This window comes from Aliivibrio sp. 1S128, from assembly GCF_001691065.1.
Taxonomy (GTDB): domain Bacteria; phylum Pseudomonadota; class Gammaproteobacteria; order Enterobacterales; family Vibrionaceae; genus Aliivibrio.
In genome coordinates, this window is sequence record NZ_MAJV01000101.1 from 72,997 (window position 1) to 94,839 (window position 21,843).

Below are 21,843 nucleotides of genomic sequence, written 5' to 3' on the forward strand. Positions count from 1 at the left end.
GAGGGGATTATTTAACCTATCAGTTTCCAGTATGTTAGTGCAAATAAGGATGTGGGTTATGTTATCTCGCAAGAAAAAAGAGAGTGTCTATGGAAGGCAATGTAATAAGAGAATCATGGATGAACGTGAATCGATATTTACCAACGGCGATGTTATTACTTGTCGCTATTTTTTGGGGAACAAGTTATGGCATTGGAAAAGAAGCATTGTTGTTCACTACTGTCGTTGTCTTTTTAGTCATTCGATTTTTAATGACAACGCTAGTGTTATTGCCCATTGTTATTTATCAAAGAAATTATAGGAATTGGACATCTGTACTCCCTACAGGTGTTGTTTTGTTTTTGATTTTTGTATGTGAGACTTACGGTATTAAAAATACAACGGCGTCTAATGCGGCATTTCTTATCAGTTTGTTTGTTGTCTTTACGCCGGTTATAGAGTGGGTGGTAAATAAAAAAAAGCCGAGTAACCAGCTATTTTTATTGTCTTTTATTTCTATTGCTGGGGTTTTTCTATTAACGAACAATAATATAAATCAACTAAAAATGAACATTGGTGATGCTCTTATGTTGATGGCTGCTTTGTTAAGAGGGGCTATGGTTGTTTATACTAAAAAGATAATGGTTGATAAGGAGGTGGATCCAATATTAATTACTATGGTTCAAGCGAGTGTTGTGTCTGTTCTCTCTATCATTTTACTTTTTTCGATTAATGGTACTGAATTTATTCAGTTGATACCGGTAGAGCCGTCTTTTTGGTTTCTGATAATGTATCTTGTTTTATTTTGTACTGTGTTTGCATTTTATGCTCAAAATTACAGTGTTCAGAAAATGTCACCGACTAGAGTCTCTATCTTAATGGGAAGTGAGCCTATATTTGGTGCTCTGTTTGCTTTTTTATGGTTGAGTGAAAGCTTTTCCATGCTTCAAATGGCAGGGGCGACTCTTATTCTTATCGTTACGTTTATGGTGACCAAAAATAAAACATAGCGCCTGATTATTATCCGCGCTATGTTCTTTTCTTTAACGTCTAAATTTTATGATAATTTAATGTAGGGAGAGTCCCCAGCTCTGTTGCTAATTGAGCGGTCAGTTCTTTTCCACCAAATTGTGTCACTATTTCCATAGCAAATTCGAGAGCAGAGCCTGGGCCTTGACTTGTAATTAGGTTATTTAGCACATCGGTAAATACCCGTTTAACTCGGCGATTTTGTTCTGGAATATGGTGCATTAGTGCAGGGTAACAGGTCATTAAAGCGGCAGGGTAGATGTTATGATGTTGGAGTACAATAGCAGGTGCCGCGCAAATTGCTGCAACCCATTTACCATCGTCTTTTTGTTGCTTTAGTAGCTCAATTAATAATGTGCTATCGCGGAAGTTTTCAGAACCTTTTAACCCACCAGGAAGCACGATACAGTTAAATTCCTCATCCGCCACATCGACTAATTTTACGTCAGCAGTTAGCATAACTCGCTGTGCAGCTTTCATTGTTAAAGAGCCATCAAATGCGGTGCTAGCAATCGTAACATCAAATTTAGCGCGCTCTAGGATATCTATCACGGTAATCGCTTCTAGCTCTTCTGTTCCAGGAGCTAGGCAAACTAGAATTTTAGTAGTCATAGTGTGTTCTCTTCTAATTGTTTTATTTGATTATATAACGTTTGGTTAAGTGGTGTTGATATACCGTGCAGTTTCGCTTTTTGTAATAGATAACCAGTAATATAATCTATTTCAGTTTTTCGCTGATAAAAGCAATCACGGTTCATTGAAGAGTAGTTTTTAGAGGTCGCTGATATTACTTGGTTCACTGTTGAAACTAGTTCTGTTTCCGCCCACTCGACATTTTCTTGTTGTAAAACTTGTTGTACTTCACTGCAAATACGAATGACTTCTTGATGAATGTCAGAGTGAGTTAAGTGTCCATTTTGACATTGATGAATTGCAGTTAGAGGGTTAATCGCACAATTAATGGCAAGTTTTTTCCATAGTGCTATTTTAATCTCAGGGTTCCATTCTATGCTTGGTAGGCTATGAGTAAGTACCTCTTGGATAAATTGGCATTGATTACCCAATGAGTTAAATGGACCAATGACAGTATGACCAAAGCCTGTATGTTTTACGGTGTGAGTGTTCTCTTTTAATGCACCATGTGTGGTAGTGGCTTGTAATACTGGATGGTGATTAATGTGCTCTTTTATTGCATCAATCGCCCCCATGCCATTATGCATAAAGAGCAATATAGTTTCTTGTGATAATAATGGAAGTAAAGGGAGTAGTGCGTTTTCTACTTGCCATGCTTTAACGGTAATAAAAAGCAGATCACAATGAGAGAGTGATTCTTTGTCGTTACAGGAAAAAGAGTGCGATGAGTTTTCTTCTGCATTTAAAGAAAGAGAAAGTTCAGAAGGCGTTGAGTTTCTTGTCCATAACGAGACACTGTGTCCTGCCTTTTGAAGATAGCATGCCCATAAGGAGCCTACTGCGCCAGGACCAAGAATAGTGATATTCACAGGTAAATCCAGAAAGAAGAAATAATGAGAGAAGTGTAATAGGTTTGCTAGAAAAAACAAAGGCGCTCATGATGAGCGCCTTAGTAAAATTGAGATTCTAAATTAGATTAGAATTTGTAAGTAACACTTAGGTAGTGACTCACGCCTGATGATTCCCAATCGCCACCAAAGCCAGTAGCTGCACCATCTTCTAAGCCGTAGATGTCTTGGTAAGCTTTTAGACCGTAACCAACAGCAAACTGGTTTGAATGCCAGTAGATACCATTAAACATAGCGCCACCATTGCTCTTTGTACCAGCTTCACTATCATCCATACCTAATTGGTAATCAATGTAACCTTGGTAAGAAATGAATGAACCATTATCGAAGAAGTAGAATGGTTTGAACCAGTTAGCCGATACTTGGTAGCCGTTCCAATCTTTAGAGTTTAAATCATAAAGACCGTAGAAGTTAAGACCAACTTTGCCTAACCAAGGAACCATGATATCAGAGCCTAAACCCCAGAAAGAGTTGTTCACGCCGCCGTTGTTGCCGCCCCAGTTAAATAGCGTAGCAACATACAGTTCTTGAATTGGTCCCATTGATAAATCTTTACCAGTCAGTCCATCTAAAGACATACGTGGTGCAAATTTCATGAACATTTTATCATCTGCTGTAGATTTATCTGTGTCATCTTGGTTTGCTAGGTTAAATACATCAACGTAGCCATAAAGATCAAAAATGCCAGAGCGACCGCCAAATTCCATTTCTAAATAGTCATGTGTATTTTCTGCAGCAGTGCTTGAAGCTGGTTTCTCATCGATTGAATACATGTAGTTAAACTGCATGAATTTGAAATCATTCTTATGAGTATCGCCATCTGTGTAATCAGCCGCGAAAGTAGGAGCAGAAAGAGTAGCAAGAACAGATAGAGCTAAAAGGGATTTGCGCATAATGACATCTCTATAGTTATGTATTACTAAAATAAGTAGCGAGTAGTTTAGTACTGCCTTTAAGTTGTGCTCATATTATAGATAAAGTTCACTTTTTTAAATGCAACTTATGTAATCATGTTGTTATATATAGATCTTGATCCTGTTTATAAAATAATTTTTGAAAATTAAGTGATCTGTATCACCTAATTTGCAAGCCCATGACAAAAAAGTGTGAGCGAAAACGATAACGCCCTCAAAGTGTGAGGGCGTTGATTGTAGAATTGTTATGGATTTTGAAAGCTTAAGAACCTTGAGACTTAGCCAACAGTGCTTTGAAATGCCCTTTAAGCATAAGTAACATGATCAAACTTGGGATCACCATCACTGCAGTCAATATAAAGAATAATGGCCAGCTATTTAAATAGTCAACTAATTCTCCACTGAAGGAAGCCAAGGTGGTTCGTCCTAAATTACCTAATGAAGCAAGTAATGCATATTGGGTGGCTGAGAACGCTTCACCTGTTAATATCGTCAAGAAAGAGACAAAGGCAACAGTAGAGAATGCCGTTGTAAAATTATCGACAAAAATAGTGGCTAAGAATAAATGTTCATTAGGGCCAACATTAGCGATTAAAGCAAACATTAGATTACTTGCTGCCATCGCTATACCACCGATCATTAGACCCTTGATAATACCAAAACGAACATTGATTAAACTGCCTAAGAGAGTAAAGAAGACCGTTGCTCCCCAACCGATGAGTTTTGAGTAATAACCAATTTGTTCATTACTAAAACCAATTTCTTTATAGAACGTGATAGACATTCTGCCCAAGAAGGCTTCACCAATTTTAAATAAGAAAACAAACAACAATAGAGTACAGGCTGTTTTCACGCCATTGCGATTAAAGAAATCATAAAAAGGTTCAATAATCGTTACGGTAAACCAAGCAGCGGTTTTTGAGCCTACAACTTTATTGTGTCTAGCTTCTGCTTCATGTTGGAGTTCATCTCGTTTCGTTTTGGGTTCCCCAACCAATAAAGTGAAAACCATAAGTAAGGCAACAATCCCCGCCATACCATAATAAACACTATTCCAACCAATACTGTCAGCATTCACAAATGCTAGGTATCCGGGAAGAGAATAGCCAGTCCACCAACCTATAACGGCCATGGCTGATGCTTGTGGCATTTTACTTGATTCTGATTTAGGAAAAGTATCAATTCGAAATGCATCGATAGCGATGTCTTGTGTTGATGATGCGGTCGCAATTGCAAGAGCGAACATAGACGTTAAGGCTAGATTATTTGCTGGGTCTAAGCCTGCAATTTGTAAGGTACAAACGAAAACAATAGCCTGACATAGAAAAATCCAACTACGTCGCTGACCCAATTTATTTCCTAAAAAGGGTAATTTGACACGGTCAACAAGTGGAGCCCACATGAAGTTGATAGCGTAAACAGCAAAAACAGAGCCAAAGTAACCAATAGCAGCACGAGTTAACCCTGCATCTTTAAGCCAACCAGACATGTTTGATCCGATCAAAACCCATGGAAAACCACTCGAACAGCCAAGCATGAAAACCCAAAGCAGACGTTTATCCATGTAGCTTTTAATGGCTGTTTTCCATTGCATGGAATGAGACATGAAACGCTCCTTGTTATGAAAAGAGATAGAAAAAGCAAAGCAGCCCGAAAGCTGCTCTGTAATTTGTTTATTTTACCGTGATTATTTAATCAATGTTGCTTTAGTTATGATTATCGGCTCAATAGGTATATCACGCATCCCATTCGGGAGTGCTTTTGTTTTCTTGGTTGCCATGTTTTGAATAACATCAAAACCTTGAGTCACTTTCCCAAAAACAGCATAACCAGGTGGACGTTGGCTTGCATTTAAGAAACCGTTGTCATTAAGATTGATGTAAAACTGGCGAGTTGCTGAATCAGGATTATTGGTACGAGCCATAGCAATCGTTGCTACATCATTACCTAAACCATTATTGCCTTCGTTTTTTATTGGGCCATAATTTGATTTTTTCAGCATATCTTTATCAAAACCACCACCTTGAGCCATAAAGCCTGGGATAACACGGTGGAATTGAGTGCCAACATAGCTGCCATCTTCAACATAACGAATAAAGTTTGCGACTGAGATAGGGGCTTTTTCTGAATTAAGTTCAACCGTGAAATTACCTAATGTAGTTTCAAATTTTACCGATTCAGCAAGAGTTGCTTGTGTAAATCCAAGTGCAGCAACGAGTAAAGCTGTTTTAGACATCCATTTCATGATTAGAAGTTACCTTTAATGTAAGTTTGTAGTTCTTCATCTACAGCAATTTTATCTAATACGGCATTTAAAAGGTCGTTAAGTACAGTTTCGACATCTTGATTGTCTACACTCATTGAGCCTGTTTTGTCTGAAACGCCACTGTAGGTTTTTACAAATTTCCCTTTTGGTGTCTCTGCGGTGATTTGCAGCTTAACTTGTGTTTTTATTTCATTGCTCATTAGTGAATGTTGAACGCTAGCCAATGCTTCAATAACATCCAAACGTAGCGTGTTATCACTATCTACAGTAATGACAAAACCTTGCGTTTTTAACTGGGTTGCCAATGCGTCTTCAAGTGTTACGCGTAAATTTTGTTTTGCATGAATAGGTTGTACATTTTGACGTCCGTTATCGATAACAGCAACGTATTGTGCAGTGCGTAAATCACTGCTGTCTAATGTTAACTTTATACCATCTACAATTTGGTGAGCATTGGTAGATGCAACAGGTCGAATATCCAATTGAGGATCGGAAGGGGCACTACATGCAGCTAAAAATAGAGCAGAAAGGGCGATAATGGCCTTTTTCATTGGGATATCCTTTTTATTTTGATTTCTCAGCTTTAACAGCTTCTAAAATAACGAATTTTGAATTACTAGCAATCGTGGTGACGTTTTCTTCACCAAATAAGCGACCTAATTTAGCATCATAATCAAGATGACGGTTTCCAATAACTAATAATTTCCCTTCTTTACATAAGATGTGCTTAGCATCACAGAACATTTGCCATGCAATATGATCGGTAATCGCTTGGCCTTGATGGAAAGGAGGGTTACATAGTACCAAGTAACTACTGTGCTTTTTAAAACCATCTAAGCAGTTATTTGCAATAAATTGAAATTGACGTTCTTTTCCTAAATTCACTTCTAAATTGCGTCGAGCAGATTCTACTGCCATGAAGCTTTCATCAACACAAGTTATACGTGCTTCAGGGTTTAACTGAGCTGCTTTTACACTTAATACCCCGTTTCCACAGCCTAAATCAATAATATGACGAAGCTCGGCATCTACCGGGATATGTTCTAGAAGAAAACGAGCGCCTTGGTCTAAACGTTCGCCAGAATAGACATTTGGGTAATTTAATAGGTCAATGTCTTCATTATCTACACTCCAACATACTGCTTCAGCAATAGTGTCAGGGTTACTTGCATTCGCATTTGAGAAAACTAAACGATGTTTTTTCCAAGCTAAAGAGGTTTTTGTTTCACCCAAGAAATCTTCAAATAATTCAAGAGTAGAACTGTGAATTTCTTTTGCTTTATTAACCGCAATAATCGGACACTCAGCTGTCATGGCTTGACGAAGTTGTTGAAGTTGCCATGCTAACATACGGTTGTTTTTTGGGATTTGCATCAATACCAGATCGAAACCTTGTGGCATCTCATCTGTTGATGTGATCAGTTGTACGCGATTACATTGGTTACGTTGTAGGTTTTTTAAAGTACCACGTTGAGAGACGAAAGAATCAGTCATCATTGTTACGTTGTGCTTTTCAGAGAACCAACAAGATAAAGCACCAAAATTATCATTTAAGATAAGAATGTTTTTTCCATCCTCTAGATTTAACTCTTCTATGTGGTTAATGATAAATTCATCACCAGCATCCCAAGCTTGTAATAATTCTTGAGCACGTTTTGGGTAACGTTGTAAATTTAAGCTTCGGTCAAACAAACATAATTCGGTTTTCATAATTTAGATCTTCAGTAGGGTACGCTTCTGGCTATTGTCGCAAATGGCGTATAAAGTGGAAACAGAAGAATTCAAATAAAGAAAGGAATTATATGATTCAGCATCAAATTGAGCATAAATTGCGCACTGAGCTATCACCATCGTACTTAAAAGTACTGAATGAGAGTTATATGCATAATGTGCCAGAAGGTTCAGAGAGCCACTTTAAAGTTATTGCGGTTAGTGATGGATTTGAAGGGAAGCGTTTATTAGCTCGTCATCGTACGATTAATAGTATCTTAGCTGATGAGTTAGCCAACCACATTCATGCGCTTGCTATCCATACTTATACGGAATCAGAGTGGCAGGCATTAGATACAGAGCTGGTTCCTCAATCACCAGATTGTATGGGAGGGTCGAAAAGTTAACAATGAAACGAGCATGTTTTATTTTTTAACATAAAATAAATATTTGTTACTTTCGATTGTTAAAATATAATCAATCATGGATTTCATTGCTACTAAAGGGGTATTTTTTAATTTTGAACAATAATTGTGCACTCGGTCTAAAATCCTTAAAGAATTTCAATGATTTTCAGCAGTAAAGAACAAAAAATTGTGGGAATCTGGCTATTGAACGTGGCATCTACACCATAAAAAATGCTAGAATCCTTCGCCTTAAAATAGCTTTTTCCGTCTTTATGTAAAAAGCATATTGCTAAAATGTTACCTCTCTGGTGGTTTGCCATCATAGAGTTGATCACATTAGTAATGTCGTGTCTTATATAGAATCCTTTTTCCCAATTAAATTAGTGCAAGTGCGTATGATTACAATAAAAAAGGGTTTGGATCTTCCTATTGCAGGAGTTCCAACTCAGGTGATTAATGATGGTAAAGCCATCAGCAAAGTCGCCTTGCTTGGCGAAGAGTACGTTGGTATGCGTCCTACGATGTATGTCCGCGTTGAAGATGTAGTAAAAAAAGGTCAAATTCTTTTTGCTGATAAAAAGAATCCTGGCGTTATTTTTACTGCTCCAGTAAGTGGTAAAGTTGTTGAAATTAACCGTGGTGCAAAGCGTGTACTTCAATCTGTAGTTATTGCAGTTGAAGGCGAAGAGCAGGTTACTTTTAATAGCTATGCAGCAAATCAGTTAGCTTCTCTTGACCGTGATACGGTTAAGCAACAGCTTATTGATTCTGGTGCATGGACTGCATTACGTACTCGTCCGTTCAGCAAGGTTCCAGCGATCGATTCTGAAACAAAGGCTATCTTTGTTACTGCTATGGATACTAATCCTTTAGCAGCTGATGCAGAAGTGATCATTAACCAACAAGAAGAAGCTTTTGTTGCAGGCTTAGATCTATTATCTGTTTTAACAGGTGAGAAGGTTTATGTATGTAAGAAAGGGGGTAGTTTACCTCGTTCTGCTCAAAAAAATGTTGAAGAACATGTATTTGATGGACCTCATCCAGCAGGATTAGCTGGTACACACATGCATTATTTGTATCCTGTGGATCTAAATAATGTGGCGTGGAGTATTGGCTACCAAGATGTAATTGCTTTTGGTCAACTTTTCTTAACGGGTGAAATTTACTCAGACAGAATCGTTTCTCTAGCTGGACCTGCTGTAAATAATCCTCGTTTAGTTCGTACTATTACTGGTGCTAGCTTACTTGAATTAACTGATAGCGAAGTTATGCCTGGTGAAGTACGAATCATTTCTGGTTCTGTATTAAATGGTACTCAAGCGTCTGGCCCACATGCCTACCTTGGTCGTTATCATCAGCAAGTAAGTGTACTTCGTGAAGGTCGTGAGAAAGAATTGTTTGGTTGGGCTGTCCCAGGTAAAAATAAATTCTCAGTTACTCGTTCTTTCTTGAGCCACCTATTCTCAGGTCAAGTGTTTAACATGACGACAACTACTAATGGTAGTGATCGTGCAATGGTGCCAATTGGTAGTTACGAACGTGTAATGCCATTAGATATGGAACCAACTATGTTATTACGTGACCTTTGTGCAGGTGATGTTGACAGTGCTGCTCGTTTAGGTGCGTTAGAGTTAGATGAAGATGATCTAGGTCTATGTACTTACGTATGCCCTGGTAAATATGAGTATGGTCCAATGCTTCGTGAGATCTTGGATACCATCGAGAAGGAAGGGTAATTGATGAGCCTTTTAAATTTATTTGAAAAAGTTGAACATCATTTTGAACCTGGCGGTAAATATGAGAAGTGGTTTGCTTTATATGAAGCAACTGCGACACTTTTTTATACGCCTGGTACGGTAACTAAAGGTGGTTCACATGTTCGCGATAGCGTTGATTTAAAACGTATCATGATCATGGTTTGGTTTGCAGTATTCCCAGCAATGTTCTGGGGGATGTACAACGCAGGTAACCAAGCAATTGTTGCTCTTGAGCACATGTATTCTGGCGCTGAACTAGCAGGTGTAATTTCTGGCAACTGGCATTACTGGTTGACTGAAATGCTTGGTGGTACGGTAAGTGCTGATGCAGGCTGGGGCAGTAGCATGCTACTGGGTGCTACTTACTTCTTACCTATCTACGCAACAGTGTTTCTTGTTGGTGGTTTCTGGGAAGTATTGTTCTGTATGGTGCGTAAGCATGAAGTAAACGAAGGTTTCTTTGTTACTTCTATTCTTTTCGCATTGATCGTTCCACCAACGCTTCCTTTATGGCAAGCAGCATTAGGTATTACCTTCGGTGTTGTTGTTGCTAAAGAGATCTTTGGCGGTACTGGTCGTAACTTCCTTAACCCAGCACTTGCGGGTCGTGCATTCTTATTCTTTGCATACCCAGCTCAAATTTCAGGTGATGCGGTTTGGACTGCTGCTGATGGCTTCTCTGGTGCAACAGCACTTAGCCAATGGGCACAAGGCGGTCAAGGTGGTCTAGTTAATACAGTAACTGGCAACACTATCTCTTGGATGGATGCATTCATTGGTAATATCCCAGGTTCAATTGGTGAGGTTTCGACTCTTGCTCTGATCCTTGGTGGCCTAATGATCGTTTATATGCGTATTGCATCTTGGCGTATTATTGCGGGTGTTATGATCGGTATGGTTGCAGCGTCAACGCTGTTTAATCTTATTGGTTCTGATACAAACGCAATGTTTAGCATGCCTTGGCATTGGCACCTAGTTCTTGGTGGTTTTGCGTTTGGTATGATCTTTATGGCGACAGACCCAGTATCGGCAACATTTACCAGTAAAGGTAAGTGGTGGTACGGTATTCTAATTGGTGCGATGGCTGTAATGATCCGTGTAGTTAACCCTGCATACCCAGAAGGTATGATGTTAGCTATTCTGTTTGCAAACTTATTTGCTCCACTGTTTGATAACCTTGTAGTTGAAGGTAACGTGAAACGGAGACTAAAACGCTATGGCAAGTAATAACGATAGCATTAAAAAGACTCTCGGTGTTGTTGTTGGTTTGAGCCTAGTATGTTCAATCATCGTATCAACTGCTGCAGTTGTTCTTAAACCTAAGCAACAAGCAAATGCTGTTCTAGATAAGCAAAGTAAAATTGTTGAAGTTGCTGGTGTGACTGGTACAGGAACTATTCCTGAGCTATTTGCCGCGAATATTGAACCTCGTCTTGTTGATTTTACAACGGGTGAATTCGTTGAAAAAAGCCTTACTGGTGATAGTGCTGCTACTTACGATCAACGTAAAGCAGCAAAAGATCCAAAACAATCTATCAAGCTAACTGCTGAACAAGATAAAGCGAAGATCATTCGTCGTGCTAACTTAGGTGTTGTTTACCTAGTTAAAAGCGGTGATACAGTATCTAAGGTTATCATTCCTGTTCATGGTACTGGCTTATGGTCAATGATGTATGCATTTGTTGCTGTTGAAACTGACGGTAACACTGTTGCGGGTATCACTTATTACGATCAAGCGGAAACTCCGGGACTTGGTGGTGAAGTTGAGAACCCAACGTGGCGTGCACAATTTGCAGGTAAGAAACTGTTTGATGCAGATCATAACCCTGCAATTAAGATTGTTAAAGGCGGTGCTCCAGCTGGTTCTGAGCACGGCGTAGATGGTCTTTCTGGTGCAACGCTAACTGCTAATGGTGTTCAACACACATTTGACTTCTGGTTAGGTAATGATGGCTTCGGTCCATTCCTTACTAAAGTTCGTAATGGAGAACTGAACTAATGGCTAATGCTAAAGAAATTAAAAAGAGCATTTTAGCGCCGGTGTTGGATAACAACCCAATCGCGCTTCAAGTTCTTGGTGTATGTTCAGCTCTAGCTGTAACTACTAAACTTGAAACGGCTTTTGTTATGACTTTAGCGGTAATGTTTGTTACTGCTTTATCTAACTTATTCGTTTCGCTAATTCGTAACCACATGCCAAACAGCGTTCGTATCATCGTACAGATGGCGATCATTGCTTCTTTGGTAATCGTTGTTGACCAAGTATTGAAAGCATATCTATATGATATTTCTAAACAGCTTTCAGTATTCGTTAGCTTGATCATTACAAACTGTATTGTAATGGGTCGTGCTGAAGCGTTCGCAATGAAGTCTGCTCCACTTCCATCTTTTATTGATGGTATTGGTAACGGTCTTGGTTACGGTTTTGTATTGATGACAGTTGCATTTTTCCGTGAGCTTTTAGGCTCAGGTAAACTGTTTGGTGTTGAAGTTCTTCCACTTGTTTCTAACGGTGGTTGGTACCAACCAAATGGTATGATGCTTCTAGCGCCATCTGCATTCTTCTTAATTGGTTTCATGATTTGGGCTATCCGTATCATTAAACCTGCACAAGTAGAAGCGAAGGAGTAAGGTCGAAATGGAACATTATATTAGTTTACTTGTTAAATCGATCTTCATCGAAAACATGGCGCTTTCATTCTTCCTAGGTATGTGTACTTTCTTAGCCGTGTCTAAGAAAGTAAAAACATCGTTTGGTCTGGGTGTTGCTGTAGTTGTTGTTCTAACAATTGCGGTACCTGTGAACAACCTTGTTTACACTTACCTATTGAAAGAAAATGCGATTGTTGCTGGTGTTGATTTAACATTCCTTAGCTTCATTACCTTTATTGGTGTTATCGCGGCACTTGTACAAATTTTAGAAATGATCTTAGACCGTTTCTTCCCACCTTTGTACAATGCGTTAGGTATCTTCCTTCCGTTAATCACAGTTAACTGTGCTATTTTCGGTGGTGTATCTTTCATGGTTCAACGTGACTATAACTTTGCTGAATCGGTAGTATACGGTTTCGGTTCTGGTGTTGGTTGGATGTTGGCTATCGTAGCGCTTGCTGGTATTCGTGAGAAAATGAAATATTCAGACGTACCTCCTGGTCTTCGTGGTCTAGGTATTACTTTCATTACAGTAGGTTTGATGGCGTTAGGCTTTATGTCTTTCTCTGGTGTTCAACTGTAGGGTAAGCACCCAATAATAAGGAATAACAAATGCAAAGCATTATTCTTGGTGTAGCGATGTTTACCATTATTGTACTGGCTTTAGTATTAGTGATCTTATTCGCTAAATCTAAACTAGTACCATCAGGTGACATTACTATCTCTGTAAACGGCGATCCAGAAAAAGCGATCGTTACACAGCCAGGCAGCAAGTTACTTAGTGCACTTGGTAGTGCCGGTATCTTTGTATCATCTGCATGTGGTGGCGGTGGCTCTTGTGGTCAGTGTCGTGTGAAAGTGAAATCTGGTGGTGGTGATATTCTACCTACAGAGCTTGATCACATCTCTAAAGGTGAGGCTCGCGAAGGTGAGCGTCTAGCATGTCAAGTTGCAATGAAAACTGACATGGAAATAGAACTTCCTGAAGAAATCTTTGGTGTTAAAAAGTGGGAATGTACCGTTACGTCGAATGACAACGAAGCCACTTTTATCAAAGAATTGGTTCTTGCTATCCCTGATGGCGAAGAAGTTCCATTCCGTGCTGGTGGTTACATTCAAATTGAAGCTGAACCACATCACATTAAATACGCAGACTTTGATGTTCCTGACGAATATCGTGGTGATTGGGATAAGTTCAACTTGTTCCGTTACGAGTCAATCGTTAAAGAACATTCGATCCGTGCTTACTCTATGGCTTCATACCCAGAAGAGAAAGGCATTATCAAGCTTAACGTACGTATTGCGACTCCGCCGCCAAATAATCCAGATGTAGCTCCTGGTGTTATGTCATCTTATATCTGGTCTTTAAAAGAAGGCGACAAATGTACTATTTCTGGTCCATTTGGTGAATTCTTTGCTAAAGATACTGATAATGAAATGGTATTCATCGGTGGTGGTGCTGGTATGGCGCCAATGCGTTCTCATATCTTTGACCAACTTTTACGTCTTAAATCAACGCGTAAAATGTCTTACTGGTATGGTGCTCGTTCTAAGCGTGAAATGTTCTACGTTGAAGACTTTGACGGCCTAGCTGCTAACAATGAAAACTTCGTATGGCATTGCGCTCTGTCTGACCCAATGCCAGAAGATAACTGGGATGGTTACACAGGCTTCATTCACAACGTTCTTTATGAAAACTACTTACGTGATCATGAAGCACCTGAAGATTGTGAGTACTACATGTGTGGTCCACCAATGATGAACGCAGCTGTAATTGGCATGCTTAAAGATCTTGGTGTTGAAGATGAAAACATCTTACTAGATGACTTCGGTGGTTAATCCATTGAGGTAAGAAATATTGGCTGACTCATTACTGAGTCAGCCTTTTTTCGTATTAATGAGCTATATTTAACCTGACAAAGTACAGGGTTATAGGTTTTGTAAATCTATATTCCTGTGTATTGTTTGCGTTATTTTAATGTATTTTAATTAAGGAGTTGGCAGTGATTGTCAGTGTTACTCATTTAGTGAATAAAACTAAAATTGTTTTATTATCTTGTTTAGCGTTAGTTTTGCTTTCAGGTTGTGGCGATCAACGTGAGCAAATATATATAAATGGTCCGACAATGGGGACTAGCTACAATATTAAATTCATTAATAAAGAAGGTTTACCTACAACAGAAGAAATCCATGCAGAGGTGGATAGAAAACTCGAACTTGTTAATGATCAAATGTCGACATATCGCCAAGATTCTGAATTAAGCCTATTTAATAAAAGTACAGATTTAACCCCGTTTACTGTTTCTAAAGATACTGCAACAGTAATCAACGAAGCGATTCGTTTAAACCAAATGACGGAAGGTGCATTAGATATTACGGTTGGTCCATTAGTTAATTTGTGGGGTTTTGGTCCAGAAGCTCGCCCTGAAGTTGTTCCTACTGAAGATGAATTGAATGCTCGCCGTGCTATTGTCGGTATTCAACATTTAAGTGCGACAGAAACAACTGTTACAAAAGATATTCCTAACCTTTATGTTGATTTATCAACAATAGCAAAAGGCTGGGGTGTTGATGTTGTAGCTAATTATCTAGAAGGATTAGGCATTACGGACTACATGGTCGAAGTCGGTGGTGAAATGCGAGTTAAAGGCAGCAATAAAGAGAATGTTGCTTGGCGTATCGCAATTGAAAAACCAACGGTTGATGAGCGCTCTATTCAAGAGATTATTGAACCTGGGCATCATGCTGTAGCTACATCTGGTGATTACCGTATTTATTTTGAAAAAGAGGGTGTTCGTTATTCTCATATCATTAACCCAATTACAGGTAAACCAATTGCTAATAAAGTTGTCTCAGTTACAGTACTTGATAAATCTTCAATGACCGCTGATGGCTTAGCAACAGGCCTAATGGTGTTAGGTGAAGAGAAGGGCATGGAAATTGCCAACAAAAACAATATTCCTGTTTTCATGATAGTGAAAACAAAAGATGGCTTTAAAGAGATAGCTTCTGAAGCCTTTAAGCCTTTTTTGAAATAAGTGAGTAGATAATGAGTACTTTTCTAATTACATTTGGTGTTTTCTTAGCGGTAATTGGCGCAATGGCTATTGGCTATATTGTGCAACGTAAAGTCGTTAAGGGGAGTTGTGGCGGTCTTGGTGCAGTTGGTATTGATAAGGTATGTAACTGCCCAGAACCGTGTGATGCGCGTAAAAAACGTGAAGCGAAAGAAGCAATTAGAGCTGAGAAATTAGCCGCTTGGGAAAAAGATCGCATCGCATAATCATCATTAAATAAAAGAAAACAGCACCTATTATAGGTGCTGTTTTTTTATTTAATGATTAATAGTTTGTATATTAAATAGTTCAACGCTATTATTTAACTGTGTATTTATACAGTTTGTGGATATGAGCGCTGAAAGCAAAAGCTTACCATTACAAGAGAAACCACGGGTGCAAAAGATAATTCATGTTGATATGGATTGTTTTTACGCAGCTGTAGAAATGCGAGATAACCCAGCATTGCGTAATGTCCCTTTAGCTGTTGGGGGGCATGAGAGACAACGTGGGGTTCTGAGTACTTGTAATTACGCCGCAAGAAAGTTTGGTATTCATTCAGCAATGCCGACAGGGAAAGCGCTAAAATTGTGTCCAAATCTCGTTGTTGTCCCGGGTAGGATGCAGGTATACAAAGAGGTATCCCACCATATTCACCGTATTTTCCGACGTTATACCGATAAAATCGAACCTCTCTCATTAGACGAAGCTTATTTAGATGTTAGTGACTGCTTACATCTTCATGGTTCAGCGACTCTTATTGCAGAGCAGATCCGTAAAGATATTTTTAATGAGTTGGCTTTAACTGCGTCAGCGGGAATCGCCCCGCTTAAATTTTTAGCAAAAATAGCCTCAGATCTGAATAAGCCAAATGGCCAATATGTGATCACACCTGATACGGTAATGGATGAAATTAATAAATTACCTTTAGAAAAAATTCCTGGTGTTGGAAAAGTGAGTTTAGAGCGTTTACATCAATGTGGACTGTATACGTGCAATGATGTTCAAAATAGTGACCAACGAGATCTGTTGTTGAGGTTTGGAAAAATGGGGGCTTCTTTATGGAAGCGCTCTCATGGCATTGACGAACGTGAAGTGATTACAGAGAGAAATAGAAGGTCAGTAGGAGTAGAAAGAACCTTTACTCATAATATTAGTTCGTTTGAAGAATGCTGGTCAGTAATTCAAGATCGACTGTATGCTGAATTAGAAAAACGAGTTTTAAAAGCAAATGGAACACTAGATATAGCCAAGCAGGGTATAAAGATTAAATTTGCAGATTTTCAACAAACGACAATAGAACACGTACATCATCACCTTACTTTACCTTTTTTCGAGGAATTGCTTGTTGAGGTTTTAGAAAGGAAAAAAGGGCGAGAAATTAGGTTAATAGGAGTAAGTGTGATGCTAAAAGATAAAGAGGTTTCTCAGCAATTAAGTTTAATTTGACTATGGTTTATTGAACGTAATGTAATGTTAATGATACTTATGTGTTTAATGTAAGACTCAAGTGTAAGTCGCTCGTTTTTACTTTGTTTCCTATCGTTAGCTATAATTTAAGTGTATGTAATATAAAGTGTTTTACCTGGAGGTTAGAAAGTAAGCACTATATAATCCTGTTTCAAAATTTATAAGATAATTATTAGATAGAAACGGTTGTTTATGAAGTTTACAAAATGTGCATTAGCGTTAAGTTTAGTTTTTCCAACAGTAGCGATGTCTGCGCCGCTACTTTCTTTAGATACTTTGACAAATCAAGAGAAAATTCAACAAACTAATGCATGGTTAGAAATTGATACTAAAGCATTTAAAAATAATATCACGACACTAAAACAAACGTTATCTGAAGGCACTAAGATATGTGCAATCATGAAAGCAGATGCCTACGGTAATGGCATAGAAGGCTTAATGGCTTCTGTGATTGATCGCGGCGTAGAATGCATTGGTATCACAAGTAACGAAGAAGCGCGTATCATTCGAGCCAAAGGCTTTGAAGGCGAAATTATGCGTGTTCGTGCTGCGACTCCAAATGAAATAGAATCAGGTCTAACCTATCAAATTGAAGAACTGATTGGTTCAAGCGAACAAGCAAATACGATTGCCAAATTAGCGAAAAAAAATCACACAATAATTCCAGTTCACTTAGCTATTAATGCGGGTGGCATGGGACGTAATGGTCTTGATTTATCTCAACCTCAAGGGAAAAAAGAGGCGTTAAATATTGCCTTTAATGGTCATATTAATATTGTTGGTATTATGACGCATTTTCCGAATGAATCAGTTGATGAGATCCGTATAAAGCTGGATTTATTTAAGCAAGAAAGCCAATGGTTGATCGATGAAGCTCAACTAAATCGTGAAAATATCACTCTTCATGTCGCGAATTCTTACACCACGATTAACCTACCAGAAGCCCATTTAGATATGGTTCGTCCTGGTGGTCTACTTTATGGTGATATGCCAAGCAACCCAGAATACAAACGTATCGTACGCTTTAAGACATCCGTAGCTTCTTTAAATTACCTACCAAAAGGCAGCACGATTGGTTACAGCAGCACCTATGTGTTAGGACGTGATTCAATTCTAGCCAATCTACCATTAGGTTATTCTGATGGCTATGTTCGTTCTATTGGTAATAATGGCTATGTATTAATTAATGGTCAAAAGGCGAATGTTGTTGGTGTTACATCAATGAATACAACAATGGTTGATGTCACAGATATTACTGATGTTCAACCGGGTGATGAAGTGGTTCTTTTTGGTTCTCAAAATGAAGAGACGATTGAAACGAAAGAGATGGAAGCATTCAGCAGCCGTAGTATGCCAGAGTTATATGTTATTTGGGGTGCAACTAACCCTAAAGTTTACTTCTAATTATTAATACAAATAAAAACGGCCAGCGTGCGCTGACCGTTTGTTTATTTAATTAAAGGTAATTAACTATTTCTTAGGGATGTTCTCTAAAATGGCGACCATTTGTTCCCAGTACAGAGCAACAGTATCAATCTTTACTTTCTCATCCGGAGAATGAGGGAACTTGATTGTTGGACCAAATGAGATCATGTCCATTTCTGGATAAGGTTCTTTAAATAGACCACATTCAAGACCTGCGTGAATAACCATGATGTTTGGTTTATTTCCGTAGATACCTTCATAAACATCACGGAAAACATGCATGATTTCAGAGTCAGCATCAGGCTTCCAACCAGGGTAAGTACCAGAGAAGGTGACTTGTGCGCCTGCTAATTCAGCAACAGAAGCAAGCATACCTTCAACCATACTACGACCCGAGTCCATTAGTGAACGGATAAGACAAAGAATAGTAATAGAATCTTCATCTGTCGTAATAACACCAACGTTTAAAGAGGTTTCTACCACGCCATCAATGTCATCGCTCATACGGATAACACCGTTTGGACATGCATTAAGAGTGGCAATAAAGCGCGCTTGGGTTTCTGATGTTAGTACATTTTCAGCTGATGTAGCTTCATTAATACTAAGAATATCCGTTTCTACTCGGCCTAATTCATCTTTCAATAAGTTTGTATAGAAAGTAAATAGTTCTGCCAGTTTGGCCTCATTTTCAGCAGGAACGGCAACAGTAGCAAAGGCTTCTCGAGGAATCGCATTACGTAAACTACCACCACGGAATTCAGCAAGGCGTAGACCTAACTCAATAGAATGACCCGCTAGGAAGCGACCTAATAGTTTATTCGCATTACCACGACCAGTATGAATGTCACAACCAGAGTGACCGCCTTTTAAACCTTTTAGGGTTATTTGACGAGTAATGTAGCCAGTAGGTAAAGCTTCACGTTCAATATCAAGTTTGATTGAACCGTCAGCTCCACCTGCACAACCCATATAGATCTCACCTTCTTGTTCAGAATCGGTATTTAAAAGGATATCACCTTCTAACCAACCCGCTTCTAAACCGAAAGCACCAGTCATGCCTGCTTCTTCATCGATAGTAAGTAACACTTCAAGAGGGCCATGTTTGATCTCAGTTGAAGCTAACACAGCAAGACAAGAAGCCATACCCATGCCGTTGTCAGCACCAAGAGTGGTTCCTTTAGCTGTTACCCATTCGCCATCAATATAAGGCTGAATAGGATCTTTTGTGAAGTCGTGAGCTGTGTCTTCATTTTTTTGTGGAACCATATCGATGTGAGCTTGAAGAACAACCCCTTTACGATCTTCCATACCAACGGTTGCTGGTTTTTTAATAAATACATTGCCAGTAGGATCACGACGAACCTCTAACCCTTCATTTGTTGCCCACTCAATAATATATTGAGCTAACGCTTCTTCATATTTAGAAGGGTGAGGGATAGAACAAATTTTGTCGAAAAACTGCCACAATGGTTGAGGGCTAAGTTGAGTGATCTCAGACACAAGGATCTCCTTTTAAAAACCATACTTATTTTAGAAATGCTCTATTAACGTGAGCAATTGATTATTAATTTAACTCAGTATACCCCTGAATTTAGCCAATTACTCTGTTTGATATCGTAAATACATTATCAAGTTTTGCGAAAGTATATCTGGTATATCTTTATTTTTTAAATAGCAAACGGTTACGTAATAAAATTACACTTTTGGTCTATTAATTGGGCTTATTCGTAATTTTATGTGAGCTGGATCATGTTTTTCTTGTAATTAATTTTCATGATGCTATAGTTATCTCATCTGCTGAACAGCAGAATGTAAATGCTCAAAGGATGAGTCCGATTTATCGCCTCCAAGGAACCGAGATCAATTTTATTGTTTTTAACTGTCAATTGATAAGGTGATGTTATGTCTTTTTTAAGTTCTTCAAGTTTCTGGAACCAACGCTCTGTTTACACAAGTCAATTTGTTTACCCAGCTTGCTTTGGTTACTAATAAAACCTCGGTTTTATGCGTAAAGTTATACCCCTATAATTGGAATTCTATTTTACCCAACTAGGGTGACTTATATTCTCCGCCATCCAAATAATTTGGGTGGCGTTTTTTTTGCCTTTAAATTATTTTCTTCCTATTCAATCTCATCTCTTTCCCATTTTATGTTATTGATTTAATTATTAAATATTTGTTTTTTGTAATTAGTGCATTCACTTTATTTATTATAAGCGTATTAAATGGGTAACTATCGCTAGAAATTCGTATAATTCCTCTTTATAATCCTCAGCCAATCGATTACGCAAACGTTTAGATTGCAGGAAAATACTCTAGGGATTGCTCAAATGCTTGAGAAACTATTTCAACTAAAAGAAAATGGTACTGATTTTCGTACTGAAGTTATTGCTGGTTTAACCACCTTTTTAACGATGGCTTATGTTATTTTCGTTAACCCAGCAATCTTGGCTGATGCGGGAATGGATAAAGGAGCAGTGTTTGTTGCAACTTGTATTGCTGCTGCAATTGGTTGTTTTATTATGGGATTTGTAGCTAACTTCCCAATAGCTCAAGCACCAGGAATGGGACTTAATGCTTTTTTTACTTATACCGTAGTATTAGGTATGGGGCATACATGGCAAGTCGCATTAGCCGCTGTATTTATGTCTGGCGTTTTATTTATACTTTTAAGCTTGTGTAAAATTAGAGAATTAATCATAAATTCAATCCCATTGTCTTTACGTACCGGCATTTCCGCTGGTATTGGTTTATTTCTGGCTTTCATTGCTTTAAAAAATTCAGGTATTGTTGTCGATAATCCGGCCACTTTATTGTCTATTGGGCATATTAATAGTTTCCCTGCTGCAATGGGGGCGTTAGCCTTATTTCTAACTATTGCTTTAGTTCATCGTGGCTATAAAGCGGCTGTTATGATCGCTATTTTAGCGGTAACGACACTTGCTCTGCTTTTTGGTGAAGTTCAATATGCCGGCATTATGTCTATGCCACCAAGCCTTGCACCTACATTTTTACAACTCGATTTTTCAGGTGCTTTTGATATTGGTATGTTAAGCGTTGTTTTTGCTTTTTTATTCGTTGATTTATTTGATACTGCAGGCACGTTAGTCGGAGTATCTCAAAAAGCAGGAATTATGGATAAAGATGGTAATATCCCTCGTTTAAATAAAGCTTTGCTTGCTGATTCAACGGCGACATCTGTTGGTGCCTTATTAGGTACATCAAATACAACATCATATATTGAAAGTGTTGCTGGTGTAGCTGCGGGTGGCCGTACTGGTTTAACCGCGGTTGTTGTTGGTATTTTGTTTCTTTTGGCTTTATTTTTTGCTCCTTTAGCAGGAATGGTTCCGGCTTACGCAACGGCTGGTGCTTTGTTCTATGTTGCTATTTTAATGATGTCTGGTCTTGTGAGCATAGATTGGCGAGATCTTACTGAAGCGGCCCCTGTTGTTGTGGTATGCTTGCTTATGCCTTTAACCTTCTCTATTGCTGATGGTATTTCTTTGGGCTTTATCTCTTATGCTGCAATTAAGCTGCTAAGTGGTAAAGGTCGTGATGTTCATATCAGTGTTTGGGTTCTTGCTGCACTATTCACGCTGAAATTTATTTTTACGGCATAGTCGCTGATGGCTGT

The 21,843-nt window shown here is 38.6% G+C and carries 21 protein-coding genes; 13 read left to right on the top strand and 8 right to left on the bottom strand.

The window, feature by feature from the left end:
- Positions 1-89 precede the first annotated feature (89 nt).
- Positions 90-989, top strand: a complete 900-nt coding sequence (locus A6E03_RS11630; RefSeq protein ID WP_065600919.1) for a DMT family transporter — start codon at positions 90-92, stop codon at positions 987-989.
- A 40-nt stretch (positions 990-1,029) separates the two neighbouring features.
- On the opposite strand, the gene A6E03_RS11635 is transcribed toward A6E03_RS11630, so the two are convergent.
- The 7 genes from A6E03_RS11635 to A6E03_RS11665 form a co-directional block, all read right to left on the bottom strand.
- Entirely contained in the window at positions 1,030-1,620 is a 591-nt protein-coding gene (locus A6E03_RS11635) for a DJ-1 family glyoxalase III (RefSeq protein ID WP_065592118.1), read from the bottom strand.
- Positions 1,617-2,510 (bottom strand): 2-dehydropantoate 2-reductase, encoded by an 894-nt coding sequence (gene panE / locus A6E03_RS11640; RefSeq protein ID WP_065592119.1) that lies wholly within the window; start codon positions 2,508-2,510, stop codon positions 1,617-1,619. Before panE ends, A6E03_RS11635 begins: the two co-directional genes overlap by 4 nt.
- Positions 2,511-2,617: 107 nt before the next feature.
- Positions 2,618-3,442, bottom strand: coding sequence for an outer membrane protein OmpK (locus A6E03_RS11645; RefSeq protein WP_065592120.1), 825 nt, complete (start codon positions 3,440-3,442; stop codon positions 2,618-2,620).
- Between the two features lie 283 nt (positions 3,443-3,725).
- Positions 3,726-5,069, bottom strand: a complete 1,344-nt coding sequence (locus tag A6E03_RS11650; protein ID WP_065600920.1) for an MFS transporter — start codon at positions 5,067-5,069, stop codon at positions 3,726-3,728.
- 81 nt (positions 5,070-5,150) lie between these two features.
- Complete coding sequence (locus A6E03_RS11655; RefSeq protein ID WP_083190316.1) at positions 5,151-5,711, bottom strand: peptidylprolyl isomerase; 561 nt, start codon at positions 5,709-5,711, stop codon at positions 5,151-5,153.
- Positions 5,711-6,280, bottom strand: a complete 570-nt coding sequence (locus A6E03_RS11660) for a YajG family lipoprotein (RefSeq protein ID WP_065592123.1) — start codon at positions 6,278-6,280, stop codon at positions 5,711-5,713. The genes A6E03_RS11655 and A6E03_RS11660 overlap by 1 nt, the downstream gene beginning before the upstream one ends.
- A 13-nt stretch (positions 6,281-6,293) precedes the next feature.
- A complete protein-coding gene (locus A6E03_RS11665; RefSeq protein WP_065600921.1) occupies positions 6,294-7,439 on the bottom strand; it encodes a methyltransferase in 1,146 nt (381 codons plus the stop codon).
- Between the two features lie 92 nt (positions 7,440-7,531).
- On the opposite strand from A6E03_RS11665, the gene bolA reads away from it, so the two are divergent.
- The 11 genes from bolA (at position 7,532) to alr (ending at position 18,185) form a co-directional block, all read left to right on the top strand.
- On the top strand, positions 7,532-7,846 hold the full coding sequence (gene bolA / locus A6E03_RS11670) for a transcriptional regulator BolA (RefSeq protein ID WP_065600922.1): 315 nt from the start codon (positions 7,532-7,534) through the stop codon (positions 7,844-7,846).
- A gap of 395 nt (positions 7,847-8,241) precedes the next feature.
- A complete protein-coding gene (locus tag A6E03_RS11675) occupies positions 8,242-9,582 on the top strand; it encodes a Na(+)-translocating NADH-quinone reductase subunit A (protein WP_065600923.1) in 1,341 nt (446 codons plus the stop codon).
- Between the two features lie 3 nt (positions 9,583-9,585).
- Positions 9,586-10,830, top strand: a complete 1,245-nt coding sequence (locus A6E03_RS11680) for an NADH:ubiquinone reductase (Na(+)-transporting) subunit B (RefSeq protein ID WP_065592127.1) — start codon at positions 9,586-9,588, stop codon at positions 10,828-10,830.
- Positions 10,820-11,602, top strand: a complete 783-nt coding sequence (locus A6E03_RS11685; protein ID WP_065592128.1) for a Na(+)-translocating NADH-quinone reductase subunit C — start codon at positions 10,820-10,822, stop codon at positions 11,600-11,602. The genes A6E03_RS11680 and A6E03_RS11685 overlap by 11 nt, the downstream gene beginning before the upstream one ends.
- Positions 11,602-12,234: an NADH:ubiquinone reductase (Na(+)-transporting) subunit D gene (locus A6E03_RS11690; protein ID WP_065592129.1), complete on the top strand. Its 633-nt coding sequence runs from the start codon at positions 11,602-11,604 to the stop codon at positions 12,232-12,234. The genes A6E03_RS11685 and A6E03_RS11690 overlap by 1 nt, the downstream gene beginning before the upstream one ends.
- A 7-nt stretch (positions 12,235-12,241) precedes the next feature.
- Positions 12,242-12,838, top strand: coding sequence for an NADH:ubiquinone reductase (Na(+)-transporting) subunit E (gene nqrE, locus A6E03_RS11695; protein ID WP_060993545.1), 597 nt, complete (start codon positions 12,242-12,244; stop codon positions 12,836-12,838).
- A 29-nt stretch (positions 12,839-12,867) separates the two neighbouring features.
- On the top strand, positions 12,868-14,094 hold the full coding sequence (nqrF, locus tag A6E03_RS11700) for an NADH:ubiquinone reductase (Na(+)-transporting) subunit F (protein WP_065592130.1): 1,227 nt from the start codon (positions 12,868-12,870) through the stop codon (positions 14,092-14,094).
- Positions 14,095-14,258: 164 nt separating this feature from the next.
- Positions 14,259-15,293: an FAD:protein FMN transferase gene (locus A6E03_RS11705; protein ID WP_065592131.1), complete on the top strand. Its 1,035-nt coding sequence runs from the start codon at positions 14,259-14,261 to the stop codon at positions 15,291-15,293.
- 11 nt (positions 15,294-15,304) lie between these two features.
- Positions 15,305-15,538 (top strand): (Na+)-NQR maturation NqrM, encoded by a 234-nt coding sequence (nqrM, locus tag A6E03_RS11710; protein WP_060993542.1) that lies wholly within the window; start codon positions 15,305-15,307, stop codon positions 15,536-15,538.
- Between the two features lie 124 nt (positions 15,539-15,662).
- A complete protein-coding gene (gene dinB / locus A6E03_RS11715) occupies positions 15,663-16,760 on the top strand; it encodes a DNA polymerase IV (RefSeq protein WP_065600924.1) in 1,098 nt (365 codons plus the stop codon).
- Between the two features lie 213 nt (positions 16,761-16,973).
- Entirely contained in the window at positions 16,974-18,185 is a 1,212-nt protein-coding gene (gene alr, locus A6E03_RS11720) for an alanine racemase (RefSeq protein ID WP_065600925.1), read from the top strand.
- A 66-nt stretch (positions 18,186-18,251) separates the two neighbouring features.
- On the opposite strand, the gene A6E03_RS11725 is transcribed toward alr, so the two are convergent.
- Entirely contained in the window at positions 18,252-19,706 is a 1,455-nt protein-coding gene (locus A6E03_RS11725) for an aminoacyl-histidine dipeptidase (RefSeq protein ID WP_065600926.1), read from the bottom strand.
- Between the two features lie 830 nt (positions 19,707-20,536).
- Here A6E03_RS11725 and A6E03_RS11730 point away from each other — a divergent pair.
- The gene (locus A6E03_RS11730) at positions 20,537-21,829 is read left to right on the top strand and encodes an NCS2 family permease (RefSeq protein ID WP_065592135.1); all 1,293 of its coding nucleotides are present in this window, start codon (positions 20,537-20,539) and stop codon (positions 21,827-21,829) included.
- Positions 21,830-21,843: the final 14 nt, after the last annotated feature.